The organism is Rhodoferax sp. GW821-FHT02C08, from assembly GCF_059421805.1.
The window spans coordinates 13,336-28,447 of the sequence record NZ_JBWKVR010000010.1 but is presented as its reverse complement, the minus strand read 5'-3'; the positions used below and the strand labels follow the sequence as shown (position 1 = coordinate 28,447).

Annotated in this window: 15 protein-coding genes; 9 read left to right on the top strand and 6 right to left on the bottom strand. The window is 59.4% G+C overall.

The genetic code is table 11. From position 1 onward, the window contains the following. The first annotated feature begins 13 nt into the window (after positions 1–13). The 7 genes from AC07VY_RS13845 to clpA all read left to right on the top strand — a co-directional run bounded on the left by AC07VY_RS13845 (position 14) and on the right by clpA (position 6,037). Positions 14–520, top strand: a complete 507-nt coding sequence (locus AC07VY_RS13845; protein WP_495098182.1) for a Fur family transcriptional regulator — start codon at positions 14–16, stop codon at positions 518–520. Beyond that, positions 517–1,197: an ATP-binding cassette domain-containing protein gene (locus AC07VY_RS13840; protein ID WP_495098203.1), complete on the top strand. Its 681-nt coding sequence runs from the start codon at positions 517–519 to the stop codon at positions 1,195–1,197. Before AC07VY_RS13845 ends, AC07VY_RS13840 begins: the two co-directional genes overlap by 4 nt. Next, entirely contained in the window at positions 1,194–2,396 is a 1,203-nt protein-coding gene (locus AC07VY_RS13835) for an FtsX-like permease family protein (RefSeq protein ID WP_495098183.1), read from the top strand. The genes AC07VY_RS13840 and AC07VY_RS13835 overlap by 4 nt, the downstream gene beginning before the upstream one ends. Before the next feature lie 22 nt (positions 2,397–2,418). After that, positions 2,419–2,658 carry a hypothetical protein gene (locus AC07VY_RS13830; protein WP_495074300.1) on the top strand — a complete coding sequence of 80 codons (240 nt, stop codon included), beginning with the start codon at positions 2,419–2,421 and terminating at the stop codon, positions 2,656–2,658. A gap of 35 nt (positions 2,659–2,693) precedes the next feature. Continuing rightward, positions 2,694–3,200 carry a DUF3299 domain-containing protein gene (locus tag AC07VY_RS13825; protein WP_495074299.1) on the top strand — a complete coding sequence of 169 codons (507 nt, stop codon included), beginning with the start codon at positions 2,694–2,696 and terminating at the stop codon, positions 3,198–3,200. A gap of 54 nt (positions 3,201–3,254) precedes the next feature. Then, a complete protein-coding gene (gene clpS / locus AC07VY_RS13820; protein ID WP_495074298.1) occupies positions 3,255–3,614 on the top strand; it encodes an ATP-dependent Clp protease adapter ClpS in 360 nt (119 codons plus the stop codon). 83 nt (positions 3,615–3,697) lie between these two features. Continuing rightward, positions 3,698–6,037, top strand: a complete 2,340-nt coding sequence (clpA, locus tag AC07VY_RS13815) for an ATP-dependent Clp protease ATP-binding subunit ClpA (RefSeq protein ID WP_495074297.1) — start codon at positions 3,698–3,700, stop codon at positions 6,035–6,037. An 81-nt stretch (positions 6,038–6,118) separates the two neighbouring features. Here clpA and AC07VY_RS13810 read toward each other — a convergent pair whose 3' ends face one another. Further along, positions 6,119–6,811, bottom strand: coding sequence for a nucleotide-binding protein (locus AC07VY_RS13810; RefSeq protein WP_495098184.1), 693 nt, complete (start codon positions 6,809–6,811; stop codon positions 6,119–6,121). A gap of 295 nt (positions 6,812–7,106) precedes the next feature. On the opposite strand from AC07VY_RS13810, the gene AC07VY_RS13805 reads away from it, so the two are divergent. Further along, positions 7,107–8,162, top strand: coding sequence for a serine hydrolase (locus AC07VY_RS13805; RefSeq protein WP_495098185.1), 1,056 nt, complete (start codon positions 7,107–7,109; stop codon positions 8,160–8,162). 32 nt (positions 8,163–8,194) lie between these two features. Here the strand turns inward: AC07VY_RS13805 and AC07VY_RS13800 are convergent, their stop codons facing one another. The 5 genes from AC07VY_RS13800 to exaC form a co-directional block, all read right to left on the bottom strand. After that, positions 8,195–8,983 (bottom strand): IclR family transcriptional regulator, encoded by a 789-nt coding sequence (locus AC07VY_RS13800; protein WP_495098186.1) that lies wholly within the window; start codon positions 8,981–8,983, stop codon positions 8,195–8,197. A 103-nt stretch (positions 8,984–9,086) separates the two neighbouring features. Continuing rightward, positions 9,087–9,827 (bottom strand): arginyltransferase, encoded by a 741-nt coding sequence (locus AC07VY_RS13795; RefSeq protein ID WP_495098187.1) that lies wholly within the window; start codon positions 9,825–9,827, stop codon positions 9,087–9,089. Beyond that, the gene (gene aat, locus AC07VY_RS13790; protein WP_495098188.1) at positions 9,824–10,597 is read right to left on the bottom strand and encodes a leucyl/phenylalanyl-tRNA--protein transferase; all 774 of its coding nucleotides are present in this window, start codon (positions 10,595–10,597) and stop codon (positions 9,824–9,826) included. Before aat ends, AC07VY_RS13795 begins: the two co-directional genes overlap by 4 nt. Positions 10,598–10,617: 20 nt before the next feature. Continuing rightward, on the bottom strand, positions 10,618–11,268 hold the full coding sequence (pdxH, locus tag AC07VY_RS13785; protein WP_495098189.1) for a pyridoxamine 5'-phosphate oxidase: 651 nt from the start codon (positions 11,266–11,268) through the stop codon (positions 10,618–10,620). A gap of 106 nt (positions 11,269–11,374) precedes the next feature. Further along, positions 11,375–12,895 (bottom strand): acetaldehyde dehydrogenase ExaC, encoded by a 1,521-nt coding sequence (gene exaC, locus AC07VY_RS13780; protein ID WP_495098190.1) that lies wholly within the window; start codon positions 12,893–12,895, stop codon positions 11,375–11,377. 289 nt (positions 12,896–13,184) lie between these two features. On the opposite strand from exaC, the gene AC07VY_RS13775 reads away from it, so the two are divergent. Further along, entirely contained in the window at positions 13,185–15,089 is a 1,905-nt protein-coding gene (locus AC07VY_RS13775) for a sigma-54-dependent Fis family transcriptional regulator (protein ID WP_495098191.1), read from the top strand. The last annotated feature ends 23 nt before the right edge of the window (positions 15,090–15,112 follow it).

Sequence of the window (15,112 nt, the reverse complement as noted above, 5' to 3'; positions counted from 1 at the left end):
AAAGCACCACGCCATGGCTTCCTCGTTGCCCCCCACTGCTGTCGACCCGATTGACGCGCTGTTGTCGGCCCACGGCCTGCGCCGCACCAGTGCCGCGCGCCTGGTGCTGGGCTGGCTGCTGGCCCACCCGGACACCAGCTACACCCATGCGCAGCTGCAGGCGGCCCTGGCCAGCGACAGCAGCGAGGCACAGGACCCCGTAAGCCTCGACCGTGTGACCCTGTACCGCCTGATCGACCGACTGACCCAGGTCGGCCTGCTGCTTTGCCGTGTCGACGCCAACCGCGTGCGCCGCTACCAGGCCATGCCGGCCAGCGTGCACGCCATCCCCCATTTCGAATGCCAAAGCTGCCACCGCGACAGCCCGCTGGCCGGCGCCCTGAAAGCCAATGCCAGCGACCTGGAGCGCGCCGCCCAGTCCGCCATCGCCGCCTTGCAGGCGCTGGGCTACCAGGACATGAGCATGGATTTCGCCGTGCGCGGCGTGTGCATAGACTGCGCCGCCGGGGCCAGCGCGTGATCCGTACGGCGGGTCTGGCCTACCGCTACGCCAAAAGATCCGATCTGGGCTCCGAGCTGGTTTTTCCCGATATTGATGTGCCCCAGGGTGGCACGCTGCTGCTCAAAGGCCCGTCCGGTGCGGGTAAATCCACCTGGCTGGCACTGGCGGCCGGCCTGCTGCGCGCCAGCGGCGGCCATATCGAGGTTGCCGGGCAGAACCTGAATGCTATTCAAAAGGTAGCTACCGACGCATGGCGGGCGGGCGCTATCGGTTTTTTGCCCCAGCGTTTGCATTTGAGCGAGGCGCTGACCGTGCGCGGCAACCTGGCCATGGCGCAGTGGGCAGCCGGCGTGGTCGACGACCCGCAGGCAGTGCAATCCACGCTGGACGTGCTGGGCCTGGCCGAGCTGGCCCAGCGCAAACCCAGCCAGCTGTCCGGCGGCCAGGCCCAGCGTGTGGCCCTGGCCCGGGCCGTGCTGCTGCAGCCCAAGGTGATACTGGCCGACGAGCCCACCGCCAGCCTGGACGACGATGCGGCCCAAGCGGCCCTGGCCCTGCTGCAAAGCAGTGCCGCCCGTTGCCAGGCCACCTTGGTCATCGCCACGCACGACGCGCGGGTGGCAGCCGCTTTACCCCATGCAGTTACATGCAAAATTGGCCTGCAACGCACGGATAAGCTGCGCGAGAAGCTATGAAAATAGTAGCGATATCCTTCAAATACCTGTGGTCGCGTCCGCTGGCCGCATCTCTCAATCTGCTGCTGCTGGCGCTGGGCCTGGCGTCCATCACCTTCGTATGGCTAACTAGCGAGCAAATGGACCGCGCTTTTGACCGCGACCTGGCCGGCATCGACGCGGTGGTCGGGGCCAAGGGCAGCCCCATGCAGCTGATACTGGCCGGCGTGTTCCATATTGACGTGCCACCGGGCAATATCCCGCTCACCGCCGTGCAAGAGCTGGAAAAAGACAAGCGGGTGGCCAAGCTGATCCCCATCAGCCTGGGCGACACCTTCCGCGGTTTTCGCATCGTCGGCACCACCACTGCCTACGCCGAGCATTACGACGCCAAGCTGGCCACCGGCACCATGTGGACCCAGCCCATGCAGGCCGTGGTGGGCGCCCAGGTGGCGCAGAACACCGGCTTGGCGATGGGCAATAAGTTCTACGGCTCGCACGGTCTGGGCGGCGGCGGCCATATCCACGGCGACTTTCCGTACTTGGTGACCGGTGTACTGGCCCCCTGCGGCTGCGTGCTGGACCGGCTGGTGCTGACGGCCACCGAATCGGTCTGGAAGGTGCATGAAAAAGCCACCGCCGTGGACGACGAAGACCAGAAGATCATGGAAGCCGAGCGCGAGATCACGCTGGCGCTGATCACCTACAAAAGCCCACTGGCCGCCGTGACCTTTCCGCGCTACATCAACACTGCCACCGAAATGCAGGCCGCCGCGCCGGCGGTAGAAATCACCCGCCTGCTGCGTATGGTGGGTGTGGGTACCGACGTGCTGCGCGGCTTCGGCGCCGTGCTGCTGCTGACCGCCGGCCTGAGCGTTTTCATCGCCCTGTGGAACGCCGTGCGCGAGCGCCGCGCCGACCTGGCCATGCTGCGCATGCTGGGCGCGTCGCCCTACAAGGTGGCCGGCCTGGTGCTGTGCGAGGCGCTGCTGCTGGCCGCCATGGCCACGGCCCTGGGCTTGCTGGGCGGCCATCTGCTAGCCCAACTGGTGGGCAGCTGGCTGCAGGCCGAACGCTCGCTGCCGCTGACCGGCTGGATCTGGCTGCCGTCCGAATGGTGGGTGCCGCTGCTGGGTGGCGTGGTGGCCACTTTGGCCGCAGCCTTGCCGGCGCTGGAAGCCTACCGGCTGGATGTCACTACCTTATTGAATAGCCGTTAAATTTTTGAATCGGAGCTTTGCCATGACCAAAACCGCCACCGCCTTGCTGCTGTCCCTGCTGACTGCCAGCGCCTTTGCCGCCGAAGACATGAGCCAGGCCAAGGAAGACATTGCCCGCCACCGCGCCATGGCGGCGGCACATGAAGCTGCCGCGCAATGCCGCGAAGCTGGCAAGGGCGAAGACGTGTGCTTCAAGGAATTGCAAGCTGCCTGCAAGGGCATTGCCATTGGCAAATTCTGCGGCATGAAGCACGAGCATTAAACTTGCAATTCACAGAGAAGCCACCGGAGCACGCCATGAAACTCGCCGCCATCTCCCTGCTGAGTGCCTTGACGCTGGGCTCCGCGCTGGCGCAGACACCGCCTCTGGGCTCCATCGACCTGCCGGCCGGCTCTGGCCCCGGCTACCACAGCCCCAACAGCCCGTTTGCACCGCTGCAGGAGCGTGCAGACGTGGTGCCCTGGTCGGTGCTGACCGCCGTGAAGACCCGGGCCGAGAAAAACCGCATCCTGCCCAATTTCGGCCTGCCCCAGCTCGCCTTGCACCAGAAGGTGCAGCGCGTGCAGGGCTTCATGATGCCGTTGGAGCCGGGCGAGAAGCAAAAACATTTCCTGCTGACCTCGGTGCCTCTGACCTGCGCCTTCTGCCTGCCAGGTGGGCCAGAGAGCATGGTCGAAATAAAAACCAAGACTCCCGTGAAATACAGCATGGAACCCGTGGTTGTGGAAGGGCGTTTTGCCGTTCTGAACGATGATCCCTACGGTTTGTATTACCGTATGGTGGACGCAAACGCGGTGAAGTAACCTCCTAATTCACCTCTGCCGGTAACGGTGTGAATGCGTCTATAGAATGACAGCATGGCCACCAAAATTCCCAAAAAGCCACCGCCGCCCGTGAACCAGCCGTCGAAATCCGACGACGGCGATTCGGTCGTGCTTGAGCGTCGCACCGAAAAGATCAAGCCGCCGCACATGTACCAGGTGCTGCTGCTCAATGATGATTACACCCCCATGGAGTTCGTGGTGGTGGTAATCCAAGAGTTTTTCAACAAAGACCGCGAAACCGCCACCCAGATCATGCTCAAGATCCATCTGGATGGAAAAGCCGTGTGCGGCGTGTATTCCAAGGACGTGGCAGCCACCAAGGTAGACCAGGTTCTAGAAGCCGCCAAACAGTCTGGACACCCGCTACAGTGTGTCAGCGAGCCGTTGGAATAACGGCTGCTTGAATAAGTCAAATTGCATCCCAAGTAGAGTGCGTCATCAGAGTGTTGTAACAGCAAGGCAAAAAAGGAATTCACATGATTGCCCAAGAATTGGAAGTCAGTTTGCACATGGCTTTCGTGGAAGCGCGCCAGCAACGCCACGAATTTATTACGGTTGAGCACCTGCTGCTGGCTTTGCTGGACAACCCCAGCGCGGCCGAAGTTCTGCGTGCCTGCTCCGCAAATATTGACGATTTGCGCAAGTCGCTGAGCAACTTCATCAAGGACAACACACCCCAGGTCGCCGGCACAGACGATGTGGATACCCAGCCCACGCTGGGCTTCCAGCGTGTGATCCAGCGCGCCATCATGCACGTGCAGTCCACCGGCAGCGGCAAGAAGGAAGTGACCGGCGCCAACGTACTGGTCGCCATCTTTGGCGAAAAAGATTCTCACGCCGTCTACTACCTGCACCAGCAAGGCGTGACGCGCCTGGACGTGGTGAACTTCATCGCCCACGGTATCAAGAAGAGTGATCCACCCGAGCCCTTGAAGGCCGCCGACAGCCAGGCTGAAGGCGAAGAGGGCGGCGGCGAGAAGAATGAAAAAGCCTCCCCACTGGAGCAGTTCACCCAGAACCTGAACCAGATGGCCAAAGAGGGCAAGATCGACCCGCTAATCGGCCGTGAATACGAGGTTGAGCGCACCATCCAGATCCTGTGCCGCCGCCGCAAGAACAACCCGCTGCTGGTGGGTGAAGCCGGCGTGGGCAAGACCGCCATCGCCGAGGGGCTGGCATGGCGCATAACGCAAAAAGACGTGCCGGAAATCCTGGCCGAGGCGCAGGTCTATTCCCTGGACATGGGCGCCCTGTTGGCGGGCACCAAGTACCGCGGTGACTTCGAGCAGCGCCTGAAAGGTGTGCTCAAGTCCTTGAAGGACAAGCCCAACGCGATCCTGTTTATTGATGAAATCCACACCTTGATCGGCGCCGGTGCAGCCTCGGGCGGCACGCTGGATGCCTCCAATCTGCTGAAGCCGGCGTTGTCCAGCGGCCAGCTGAAGTGCATTGGCGCCACCACCTTTACCGAATACCGTGGCATCTTCGAAAAAGACGCTGCGCTGTCACGCCGCTTCCAAAAGGTGGACGTGGTAGAGCCGTCTGTTCAGGAGACGGTGGAAATTCTCAAGGGCTTGAAGTCGCGGTTTGAAGAACACCATGGCGTCAAGTACGCTTTGGCTGCTTTGCAGGCCGCTGCCGAGTTGAGCGCCAAGTACATCAACGACCGCCATCTGCCCGACAAGGCAATTGACGTGATCGACGAAGCCGGCGCCGCCCAACGCATCCTGCCGACCAGCAAGCGCAAAAAGACCATTACCAAGGCCGAGGTGGAAGAGATCGTGGCCAAGATTGCCCGTATTCCGCCCGCGAATGTCTCGAACGACGACCGCGGCAAACTCAAGACGCTGGAACGCGACTTGAAGAGCGTGGTGTTTGGCCAGGACAAGGCGCTGGACGTGCTGGCATCCGCTGTGAAGATGGCGCGTTCGGGTCTGGGCAAAGGCGACAAGCCGATCGGCTCTTTCCTGTTCAGCGGACCCACGGGCGTGGGCAAGACCGAAGCGGCGAAGCAACTGGCCTACATCATGGGCATCGAGCTGATCCGCTTCGACATGTCCGAGTACATGGAGCGCCATGCGGTGAGCCGCCTAATTGGTGCGCCTCCAGGCTATGTCGGTTTCGACCAAGGTGGCTTGCTGACCGAGGCCGTTACCAAGAAGCCGCACTGCGTGCTGCTGCTGGACGAAATTGAAAAGGCCCACCCGGACATTTTCAATGTGCTGCTGCAGGTCATGGACCACGGTACGCTGACCGACAACAACGGACGCAAGGCCGACTTCCGCAATGTCATTATCATCATGACGACGAATGCGGGTGCCGAGACCATGAACAAGGCGACCATTGGCTTCACCAACCCGCGTGAATCGGGTGACGAAATGGCCGATATCAAGCGCCTGTTCACACCGGAGTTCCGCAACCGTCTGGATGCCACCGTAAGCTTCAAGGCGCTGGATGAAACCATCATTCTGCGCGTGGTGGACAAGTTCCTGCTGCAACTGGAAACCCAGTTGGCCGAGAAGAAGGTGGACGTAACGTTTACCGACACTCTGCGTAAATATCTGGGCAAGAAGGGCTTCGACCCGTTGATGGGCGCCCGTCCGATGCAGCGCCTGATCCAGGATACGATTCGCCGCGCTTTGGCGGACGAATTGCTATTTGGCCGTTTGATCGATGGCGGCCGCCTTACGGTGGACATGAAGATCACCAAGGACGAAAAAGGCGTGGAGTCCGGTGAAGTAGAGCTGGACATCCAGCCTTTGCCCAAGAAGGAAGGCCGAGCCAAGCCTGAGTCGGAAGAGGCAACAGCGGGTTGAGCTGACCAGTAAAACAAAAAAGGGGCGGTACTCTCGGGTACCGCCCCTTTTTATTTGGTGCTGCTCGTGTTGGTTGATGCCTTACAGCGGCAATCCTTCCAGCGCCGTATAAGTCTTTTTAAGCCAGGTTTTGACGCGCTGGCGTTCCAGAATACCCAGGCCATCGTTTTCGCTGCGCTCGTGTACTGCACTCCAGAAACTGGCGTTCTGGCGGTCGATCTTGCGCATGCAAGCGTCTTGTAGTGCGGGCAGTTCGATGACGCGGGCGCCTAGCTTCAGGGCTTCATCCATGGCGCTGGAGGAGCGCATGAGCGAAAAATCCGAGCCCCGTCCGTGGTTCATCACAATGATGTAGGTGGGTGCGCTGCCAAAGTTCTGCATCAGTTCCGTCAGCAAGCTGACCGAATCCTTGCCTTCATCGATAACGTGCCAGAAGTTGACGGCTATGTTCAGATCAGTGAGTACCTCAAACAAATCTGAGTCTTTGATCCAACGCGCCAGAGGCGCGGCTGTCTGTGCCGCCAAGTCTACGATGACGTTTTGGTGGGGGTTGGCCTCAAAAGCCTCGGCGATCCGGTCCAGTCCTTCAAAGCTGTCAACCAAGACGGGGGAAGCAAAGTCGGGATAAAAGCGGGTAAACGAATTGTGCGAACGGTCGGTGTCAAACCCCGTGAATGCCAGGCCGGCATCCAGGAAATATTGTGCGAGCACACGCGCGGTGACCGATTTGCCTACGCCACCTTTTTCACCGCCAATAAAATTGATAGAGCTCATTGATTTCCCTGGGTTGTTTGTTTGATTCTACGAGGCAAGTTTTACAACTTTTGTGCTTTGTCTTGTCAGCAAGAACCATGCGCAAAACGTTATTACACGCTATTGCAGTCCGTACATTTTCCAGCTGTATATGACTGTGCTGCGGGCTCTATGGTTTGTCTTTCCCTGGTAGACCTTGTGTAAAGTTCAGGCCAAAAATATCACCTTAAATATATTCGCTAAGTCTTTGATCTTGTGTGAAGTTTTTGATTTGGATACACTCCTTCTGGATCGTTTCTGAACCGGAGATGAACTCATGCCACTCCCTGAAAGCCCCGTTTTGAACCGCCTGCTACATATTGTTTCTGTTATTACCTGTTCCGCGCTCATGGCAAGTGCCCCTGCGCATGCCGCGCAGCGTAAAAAAGTGAGTGTTGAAAAGGTTCAAGCCGTAACAACCAAGTCCAAGCGCAGTGCGGTGGTGGTGAAAACCAGCCGCAATGCACGTGTATCCAAAACCTTGATCGCTACCAAGAAGGTGGCACGGCCTGTAGCAGCCATCATTCCTGCCAAGCAGTCCTTTGGTGAATTGGCGGGTTTGCACGGTGCCCCAGATGCCTTGGCACTCAAATCCAGTGTCGCTCTGGTGATTGATCAAGACACGCGCGAAGTTCTTTTCAGCAAGAATGACCAGGCGGTTTTGCCAATCGCATCCTTGACCAAGCTGATGACGGGTGTGGTAATTAACGAAGCCAATCTGCCGATGGACGAGGACATCACAATAAGCCAAGATGATGTGGACACCGAAAAATGGAGCCGCTCCAGGCTGACCGTAGGTACCACTTTGAGCCGAGGCGAATTATTGCACCTGGCCTTGATGTCCAGCGAAAACCGTGCTGCCCATGCGTTGGGGCGCACCTATCCAGGTGGCTTGCCTACCTTTGTTTCCCTGATGAATGCCAAAGCTAAGATGCTGGGCATGAAGGACACCCGCTACGTTGAACCTACGGGGTTGTCTAGCAACAACCAATCCAGCGCCCGTGATCTAGCCACCCTGGTGAATGCTGCTTACAACGAACCCACTCTGCGCGAGCTCTCCACTTCTCCTGGTTATCAAGTTGACATTGGCCGCAGAACGCTGCAGTTCAATAACACCAACCGTTTGGTGAAAAGCCCGGATTGGGATATTGGCCTGCAAAAGACTGGTTACATCTCAGAGGCCGGTCAGTGCCTGGTGATGCAAGCCAAGATTGCTGGACGCAAACTGATCATGGTGTTTCTGGACTCTGCCGGCAAACTGAGCCGCATTGCCGATGCAGAACGCGTGCGCCACTGGGTGGAATCCAACCCTGTAGTCAAGACTGCGGGCTGAGTACATCTCGTCCGCAGCAGTTGCTTTGCTGCTTAGTTGAGATCCGCCGTCTTGTAACCCAAGGCGGCGGATATTTCATTTGCCGTATTTTGTAATTTTGGCAACCATCCTTCGTCGAGGCGGTCCGCTGGAGCAGAGATTGACAGGCCTGCCACCAGCTTGCTTTGGTCGTCGTAAATGCCGACGGCTATACAGCGCACCCCCAATTCCAGCTCCTCGTTGTCGCGTGCGATGCCGTACTGCCGGGTTTTGGCCAAATCACGCTCCAGCATGTGGATATCGGTCAGGCTGTTTTTTGTCTGACCGCTGAGGCCCGTACGCATGGCGTAAGCGCGTACGCGCTGTGGTTCGTCCATGGCCAGAAACAGCTTGCCTACCGAGGTGAGATGCAATGGAGCCCGCCCGCCAATGGCGCGCACAACCTGCATGCCCGAGCGCTCGCTGTACGCCCGTTCGACGTAAACAATTTCGTCACCTTGGCGCAGGCTCAGGTTCACGGGCTGCTGGGTAAGTCGGTGCAACTCGCGCATGGGGATCAGGGCGGCGTCACGTACGTTCAAACGACCTTTGACCAAGTTGCCCAGCTCCAGCAAGCGCATACCCAGGCGGTAACTGCCAGGCTCTGGTCGGTCTACAAAGCGGCCGGTCGCCAGATCATTCAGGATACGGTGGGTGGTGGAGGGGTGCAGACCCGTTCTTTCGCTGATTTCCTTGAGCGACATGGCATCTTCACGGGATGCCAGAACATCGATCAGCGCAAACATGCGCTCGATGACTTGGACGGTCGGAGTGGCGGGTGCACTGGGTTCTGATGGCTTCATTGCAGTTCCCATTAAGAGATACTGGATCTTACCTTATGAAATGTACGGTTGCACAATATGAAATCAACTCATCGTTGATGAAGCCCGCTAAAGATGCGCTGGGCTAGCTTGCCACAGCGGTCCAGACACCATCTTTCAGGATTTCATGGGGTGCAAACCGGGACTTGTAGAGCATCTTGGGGCTCTGCGCAATCCAGTAGCCCAGGTAGACGTAGTCCAAACCCAGCTGCCGCGCTTGTTCGATCTGCCATAGAACGTTATACGTGCCGTAGCTTGTGTGCTGCTCAGGTTCGTAAAAGGTGTACACGGCGGACAAGCCGTCGTCCAGCACATCCAAAATAGACACCATCTTGAGTCGGCTGGCAGATCCGTCTGCAGCCAATTCCCTGAATTCGACCAAACGCGAACTGACCCGACTTTGCAGTAAAAATTGCGTGTACTGGTCAATGCTGTCCTGGTCCATGCCGCCGCCCGCGTGGCGGCCATTTTGGTAACGCAGATACAGCTCGTAATGCTCACGTACAAAGCCAAGTTCCAACACGCGTGATTGCAACGAGCCGTGCTGGGCCAAGGCGCGCTTTTGGCTGCGATCGGGTTTAAAACTATGGGCCAACACGCGCAATGGCATGCAAGACTGGCAACCATCGCAATAGGGGCGGTAGGTGAACAGGCCGCTGCGGCGAAAACCCATGCGTACCAACTCCGAATAGGTTTCCGTTTGGATCAAATGGCTGGGGGTTGCCACCTGAGACCGTGCCTGCCGGTCCGACAGATAGCTGCAGGGATAGGGTGCCGTCGCATAAAACTGCAGGGTTTGCAGCGGCAATTCATGGAGGTTTGTCACGGGCCGGGCTTAGAAGCAAGCATTGCGTCCCAGTATACGGGGTCGAATTGCCAGTGCGGTGCAGCTTGGCTTGCGTTGCGCACGATCTGCGTACAAAAGTCTGCCCTGGGGATTTCGCGCGCACCCATAGACGCCAGGTGGCCCGTGTTCTGTTGGCAATCGATCAGTGGGATGCCGTGGGCACGGCAAAAGCATACTAGGACGGCCAGCGCGATCTTGGACGCGTCGGGCACGCGGGTGAACATGGATTCGCCAAAGACAGCCTGGCCCAGAGCCACGCAATACAAGCCGCCAGCGAGCTCTCCGTCTATCCAGGTCTCTATGCTGTGTGCGTAGCCGGCCTGGTGCAGCTCTATATATGCCTGCATGACGTCGGCCACGATCCAGGTGCCCGTTTGCCCTGGCCGTGCGCTGCCTGAGCAGGCCCGGATGACGTCCGCAAAGGCATGGTCTATGCGGATCTCGCAGCCCGGCGTCCGGACGAAGCGTGCCAGAGTCTTGCGCAGCGAACGGTGCAGGCGAAACTCCTGGGTGTGCAAGACCATGCGCGGATCGGTACTCCACCACAGGATGGGCTGGCCCGTGCTGAACCAGGGAAAAATACCTTGTCGATAGGCGCGCTGCAGACTGTCTACATCCAGCGCGCCGCCCGCAGCCAATAGGCCAGGGGCAGGATCGGCTGGACCCCAGGCCTGTGTTACAGGTGGAAAGGGTTCACCCGGCAAGAGCCAGGGAATAGGTTTGACCGGAGGCGGGCGCGAGGATGACATGCCTGCAGACTTATAAATATTTAAGGCGCCAAGCGCTCGCGAATCCAGCGGGTGTTGCTATCTAATGTATAGCGAAGGCGGTCATGTAGCCGGCTCTTGCGTCCTTGCCAGAACTCCCAGCGATCGGCCTGCAGGCGGTAGCCGCCCCAATGGGGAGGGCGCGGCGGGTTCAAAAGAAACTGCGCGCCGTACTTGGCGGCATTGGCCACCAGGGTACTGCGGCCGGAAATCACCTGTGATTGGGGGGATGCCCATGCACCCAACCGGGAATCCAGCGGGCGGCTTTGGAAATAAGCGTCGCTTTCGGCATCGCTGACCTTTTCCACCACACCTTCTATACGTACTACACGCTCCAGCTCCACCCAGTGGAATTGCAGGGACGCATAGGGGTTGCCCGCCAGTTCTTGGCCCTTACGGCTTTCGTAATTGGTGTACCAAACGATGCCACGGGCATCAAACCCTTTGATCAGCACGATACGGGTCGATGGCCGCAAATTGTGTGCCACCGTAGCCAGGGTCATGGCATTGGGTTCGGGTACCTGGGCGTCTACAGCCTCGTTCAGCCACTGTTCGAATTGCTGTAGCGGGTCTGCGTGAGATGCCTCTTCATTGAGTTCTGCGCGCTCGTAGCTTTTACGCAGATCGGCAAGCTGGGTAGTAGTTAGGCTCATGGCTTGGATTGTGCCGCCGAACCAAGCCTGATAAGCCGCCATGGCCATCCATGGGCGGCTTAATTTCAGACCCTGCAGCGGCGATTGGGCTACTGCAGGTAGGGGCTTAGAAGAAGCCCAGCTTCTTGGGGTTATAGCTCACCAGCAGGTTCTTGGTCTGTTGGTAGTGGTCCAGCATCATCTTGTGGGTTTCACGCCCTATGCCTGACTCCTTGTAACCACCAAAGGTCGCGTGGGCAGGGTAGGCGTGGTAGCAGTTGGTCCAGACCCGGCCGGCCTTGATGGCACGGCCCATGCGGTAGGCCACGCCGCCATCACGGCTCCAAACGCCGGCTCCCAGGCCGTATGGCGTGTCGTTGGCAAGCGCCAAGGCTTCAGCCTCATCCTTGAATGTGGTCACGGCCAGCACCGGGCCAAAAATTTCTTCCTGGAAGATGCGCATCTTGTTGTGGCCCTTGAACAGGGTTGGCTGAACATAGTAGCCGCCAGCCAGATCGGCTGGCATGGTTGCGCGTTGACCGCCCACCAGCAGTTCAGCGCCTTCGTTGATGCCGATATCCATGTAAGACATGATTTTGTCCATCTGCACCTGGGACGCCTGGGCACCCATCATGCAGTCGGTGTCCAGCGGACTGCCTTGCTTGATAGCTTTGACGCGGGTCAGCACGCGGGCCATGAACTTGTCGTAGATGGACTCGTGGATCAAGGCACGCGATGGGCAGGTGCAGACCTCGCCCTGGTTGAAGGCGAACAGCACCAAGCCTTCGATGGCTTTGTCGAAAAAGTCATCGTCTGCGTCAGCCACGTCGGCAAAGAAGATATTGGGCGACTTGCCACCCAGCTCCAGCGTCGCCGGGATCAAATTGGTAGCGGCAGCCTGGGCGATCACCCGGCCTGTGGCGGTAGAGCCGGTGAAGGCGATCTTGGCAATACGTTTGCTGGTGGCCAGCGACATGCCGGCTTCGCGGCCAAAGCCATTCACCACGTTCAGCACACCCGCTGGCAGCAGATCGGCGATCAGCTCCAGCATCACCATGATGCTGACTGGTGTGGATTCGGCCGGCTTGAGCACTACGCAGTTGCCGGCCCCTATGGCGGGCGCCAGCTTCCAGGCGGCCATCAGGATAGGGAAGTTCCAGGGAATGATCTGGCCCACCACGCCCAGGGGTTCGTGGAAGTGGTACGCAATGGTGTTTTCGTCGATCTCGCTCAAAGCGCCTTCCTGGGCCCGCAGGCAGCCAGCAAAGTAGCGGAAATGGTCGATGGTCAGCGGAATATCCGCGTTCAGAGTTTCGCGGATGGGTTTACCGTTGTCCACGGTTTCGGCGTAGGCCAGCTTTTCCAGGTGGGCTTCCAGGCGATCGGCGATCTTCAGTAGCAGATTGGAGCGCTCGCCAGCCGAGGTGCGGCCCCAGCTATCAGCCGCGGCATGCGCGGCATCCAAGGCCAGTTCGATGTCTTCTGGACCCGACCGGGCGGCTTGGGTGAATACTTTGCCAGAAATAGGCGTAATGACGTCAAAGTACTCGCCTTTGAGGGGGGCAACCCATTTGCCGCCAATGTAGTTGTCATAACGCGCTTTGAACTGTACGGGGGCATTGTCGCTGCCGGGATGGGGATAAAGCATGGATGTCTCCTTTTGGGTTATTGAGCACTTGCAAGTTAGTGCGCAGCAAGTAGTGCAGGGTGTGTGCCACATGCTTTTGTGGGCCGTGAAAGCCGGTTTCCTGCGCGAAAGTAGCGGTACGCCGCACTCAATGGGCCTGCAGTTGTCAGCTTGTTGTGGGACAGGTGTTCCAAAATGGAGCAGCCACAACCAGGCTTGTGTTAAACCGCTTGCACATATGCGCCAGCTCACTACAGTGGCACTACATGACTGCACCCGGCACGTACCGGGCGTGGCAAGGAGACAGACCATGGATTCCGGACACAGTACCGTTAGAACGCCCGCGCTGGCCCTGCGACAGGCACGGCGCCAGTTATTGAACCAAGGAGATATCCCCAAGGAGCTGCTGGGCGACAGGCTGGCGCGCTCCTGGGGGCGCAGTCTGTCCTTTGGCTTGCAAGCCAGCGGGCGTACACCGGGGGCGCCCCATGCATCTTCGGCGCAACTGACCCGGGCCTTGGAACACCAACGTGAGCTGGTGGCCCACGCCCGGCCGGTGATGGAGTTTGTTTTTGAGCAAACCCGTGACAGCGACTGCATGGTGGTGTTGGCTGATGGCAGCGGCATGCTGCTGCACACCCTGGGCGATGACGATTTCCTGGACCGGGCCAGCCGCGTGGCCTTACGCCCGGGGGCAACCTGGCACGAACAATATAGGGGTACCAATGCCATTGGTATGGCCATGGCGGAGCAGTCTCCGGTGGTGGTCCATGCCAGTGAGCACTATCTTGAGCGCAATGGTTTTCTGACCTGCGCCGCAGCACCCATACACGACCCCGCTGGACGTTTGCTGGGCGTACTGGATATTTCTGGTGACCACCGTGGCTACCACCCGCACACCTTGGGCCTGGTACGGTCAGCGGCCCGCATGATCGAGCACAAGCTATTTGAAACCCGTTATGCCGGCCAGATCAGGCTGCGCTTCCATACCCAGCTGGAAGGCATAGGAACGGTGACCGAATGCCTATTGGCCTTGTCTGAAGAGGGCTGGATTCTGGGCGCCAATACCGCGGCCCTGCAATGGCTGCGACTGCCCCGGGACAATATGGGCCGGGTGCCGCTTGAGTCGGTGTGGCCATTGGCGCATGAAATATTGCCTATTGCTGGCACTGCACGCCAATTGCGCAGCCCCGACGGGCGGCCGCTCTGGTTGCGTGTGGACGGCGGGCGTGTGCGTGCGGTCAGCATTACGGGTAATCTGCTCCCGAAGAGCCTTCCTGCCACCGACCCATTGCAAGCCCTGGATACCGGTGACTGCATGTTTCGAGCTGCCCTGGACAAGGCGCGCCGCGTGGCCGGCAAGCTGATTCCCTTGCTGTTGCAGGGCGAATCTGGGGTGGGTAAAGAGGTGTTTGCGCGGGCCGTACATGCGGCCGGTCCACGCAAGGACGGGCCTTTTGTGGCGGTCAATTGCGCGGCCTTGCCTGAGTCCTTGATCGAGGCCGAGCTGTTTGGCTACCTGCCAGGTGCTTTTACCGGAGCCCGTCGTGAGGGTTCGCCTGGCCGCCTGCGTGAGGCGCAGGGCGGTACGCTGTTACTGGACGAAGTGGGTGATATGCCGCTGGCTTTCCAGGCTCGGCTATTGCGCGTGTTGCAAGAGCGCGAGGTACAGGCCTTGGGCGGCGGCAAGTCGGTCGCCGTGGACTTTGCACTGGTGTGCGCCACGCATCGCAACCTGCGGGAAGAAATGCAGGCAGGCCGCTTTCGGGAGGACCTTTACTACCGCATCAACGGCCTGACGTTGTTGCTGCCCCCATTGCGCGAACGCAGTGACCAGTCAGCCCTGGTCGAGCGGCTGCTGCAGTCGCTGGCGCCAGGCCAGGCGGTACAGCTGGCTCCCGTAGTGGCGCAGGCTTTTGCTGCATTCTCCTGGCCAGGCAATGTACGCCAGCTGGCGAATGTTTTGCGCACCGCCTGTGCGCTGCTAGATAGCGGCGAGAGCGTGATCGATTGGCAGCATTTGCCTGACGATTTTGTCCAGGATGTGCGCGTGTCCACGCCGCAAAAAGATGAAATTGACGACGGCCGCTTGCATACGCAGGCGGTGCGAACCATGGAGCGGGTGCTGCAGCAATGCGACGGCAATGTGTCCCAAGCGGCGCGCCAACTGGGCGTCAGCCGCAATACGCTGTACCGCAAATTGGGCTCCAAATAAGGCCTGTGGTGAGGTTGCGGCCA

Excerpts from the sequence above, each read along its gene's own strand:
- AC07VY_RS13845 (WP_495098182.1), top strand. The coding sequence starts at position 14 with ATGGCTTCCTCGTTGCCCCCCACTGCTGTCGACCCGATTGACGCGCTG.
- AC07VY_RS13835 (WP_495098183.1), top strand. The coding sequence starts at position 1,194 with ATGAAAATAGTAGCGATATCCTTCAAATACCTGTGGTCGCGTCCGCTG.
- AC07VY_RS13830 (WP_495074300.1), top strand. The coding sequence starts at position 2,419 with ATGACCAAAACCGCCACCGCCTTGCTGCTGTCCCTGCTGACTGCCAGC.
- AC07VY_RS13825 (WP_495074299.1), top strand. The coding sequence starts at position 2,694 with ATGAAACTCGCCGCCATCTCCCTGCTGAGTGCCTTGACGCTGGGCTCC.
- clpS (WP_495074298.1), top strand. The coding sequence starts at position 3,255 with ATGGCCACCAAAATTCCCAAAAAGCCACCGCCGCCCGTGAACCAGCCG.
- clpA (WP_495074297.1), top strand. The coding sequence starts at position 3,698 with ATGATTGCCCAAGAATTGGAAGTCAGTTTGCACATGGCTTTCGTGGAA.
- AC07VY_RS13810 (WP_495098184.1), bottom strand. The coding sequence starts at position 6,811 with ATGAGCTCTATCAATTTTATTGGCGGTGAAAAAGGTGGCGTAGGCAAA.
- AC07VY_RS13805 (WP_495098185.1), top strand. The coding sequence starts at position 7,107 with ATGCCACTCCCTGAAAGCCCCGTTTTGAACCGCCTGCTACATATTGTT.
- AC07VY_RS13800 (WP_495098186.1), bottom strand. The coding sequence starts at position 8,983 with ATGAAGCCATCAGAACCCAGTGCACCCGCCACTCCGACCGTCCAAGTC.
- aat (WP_495098188.1), bottom strand. The coding sequence starts at position 10,597 with ATGTCATCCTCGCGCCCGCCTCCGGTCAAACCTATTCCCTGGCTCTTG.
- pdxH (WP_495098189.1), bottom strand. The coding sequence starts at position 11,268 with ATGAGCCTAACTACTACCCAGCTTGCCGATCTGCGTAAAAGCTACGAG.
- exaC (WP_495098190.1), bottom strand. The coding sequence starts at position 12,895 with ATGCTTTATCCCCATCCCGGCAGCGACAATGCCCCCGTACAGTTCAAA.
- AC07VY_RS13775 (WP_495098191.1), top strand. The coding sequence starts at position 13,185 with ATGGATTCCGGACACAGTACCGTTAGAACGCCCGCGCTGGCCCTGCGA.